1 protein-coding gene is annotated in these 1,785 nt (G+C 43.3%); it reads left to right on the forward strand.

The window, feature by feature from the left end; translation table 11 throughout:
• Nucleotides 1-335: 335 nt before the first annotated feature.
• The gene (gene ltrA, locus J2Z37_RS25345; protein WP_245204267.1) at nt 336-1,727 is read left to right on the forward strand and encodes a group II intron reverse transcriptase/maturase; all 1,392 of its coding nucleotides are present in this window, start codon (nt 336-338) and stop codon (nt 1,725-1,727) included.
• Nucleotides 1,728-1,785: the final 58 nt, after the last annotated feature.

Here is a 1,785-nt window from a genome sequence, read left to right on the forward strand (position 1 = left end):
TTTTTTTTTCTAGGTAATCTACTTCCAAGATACGTTGAGGGGTAGATGATGAGGTACGAGAAGTCAGAGGTATCCGTAGTAGTTAGGAACTCCGAGCCAATGAAAGCTGGTAACAGTCTGGAGGATAAAACTTGGAGGAATCTATTCTCAGTAATAGAAGAATTGTCATCACCGTAAGGTAGAGGACAAGGAGCAAAGGGGTACCACATTACAGAAATGTCTTTAGAGTGAGGAAAGTTCTCTCCAGTATTCTGCCATAGAATATGAACAAGTATGGCTTCACAGGAAGTGAGATTGCCCTGGTCAAGGAGACCCTAAGGGGCTAGAGAAACCAAATGGAAGCAGGAAATGAAGAAGAGAGAATGGAAATCAACTTGAACAGACAGCAGGAACGGAAGGTAAACGCAATGAAGAAAAGAAAATGGTACTCTCTATATGACAAGATTTTCGACACGGTGAATCTTCGTATGGCATGGTACGACGTAGAAGCCAATAAAGGAAGTCATGGTATAGATGGAGTGACGATTCAACAATTCGAGGAAAACATGGATTACCACGTACGAGTAATTCAGGAAGAATTGAAAACAAAAGAATATCGTCCACAGCCCGTCCGGAGGGTGTTTATACCGAAAGCAGATGGTAGCCAGAGACCACTTGGTATTCCTACGATTCGAGATCGAGTGGTGCAGCAGGCATTACGTAGAGTGCTAGAACCCATCTTTGAAGAGAAATTCCTTGACTGTAGTTATGGATTTCGGCCGAATCGAGACTGTCACATGGCGATCGATAAGATCACAGAACACCTAGAAAATGGGTACCATTGGGTCATTGATGCAGATCTAAAATCGTATTTTGACACGATTCCACACGATAAGTTAATTGACCAAGTGTGGGAAGAAGTTAGTGATACATCTGTACTTAAGTTGATTCGACTGTTCTTGGAATCAGGCATCATGCATCAAGGGGTTTGCGAGGAAACCGTCGAAGGAGTACCGCAAGGCGGAGTCTGCAGTCCGTTGCTAGCGAACATTTATTTACAACCTTTTGATGAAGAGATGACCCGGCGTGGGCACAAAATAGTGAGATACGCGGATGACTTTGTGATTTTGTGTAAATCGAAAGCGGCTGCTGTACGGGTATGTGAAAGTATGAGAAAGTTCCTTGAAGGACAGCTTGGACTAAAAGTCCATCCCACAAAAACCAGGGTGGTTCATTTGGATGAGTCCTTTGATTTTCTGGGATACACGTTTTCCAGCTGGATGGAAGAAGATGGGACACGGAAATACTTTCGCCGACCTAAAGATAAATCGTTGCAGAAATTTAAAGATACAATTCGCAAATGGACGAGGCGTAACCAAACGTTGTCTATGGACTATCTGATCTCTAGAGTTAATCAGGTGATTCGTGGGTGGGGTAACTATTTTGGTTATGGAAGTGTGAAATCGCGATTTAGGGAAATCGATAAATGGATACGTAGAAGATTAAGGGCGGTTCAACTGCGAAGCTGGAGACATGTAAAACATCTCCATAGACTCTTGAGGAAACAAGGATATAAAGAAGAACTTCGAGGAGTGCGGATGACGAAGTGGAGAAGTTCTAACAGTCCCTTGGTTGATCGAGCGCTGAACAACCAGTGGTTCAAAGAACAAGGATTAGTTACATTGACAGAAGTTTACCAGAAGTTAATGCTTCGTAAGAAATATGTAGTGTCAAAGCCGTGTGCGTAGGTCCGCATGCACGGTTTATTGAGAGGGGTGGGTCAGTAATGACCACCCCTACTCTCTT

Origin of the sequence: Ammoniphilus resinae (genome assembly GCF_017873965.1) — a bacterium.
In the GTDB taxonomy this organism is placed as follows: domain Bacteria; phylum Bacillota; class Bacilli; order Aneurinibacillales; family RAOX-1; genus Ammoniphilus_A; species Ammoniphilus_A resinae.

Bases quoted from the DNA above. Each gene is read 5' to 3' on its own strand.
- ltrA (WP_245204267.1), top strand. From the start codon at position 336: ATGGAAGCAGGAAATGAAGAAGAGAGAATGGAAATCAACTTGAACAGA.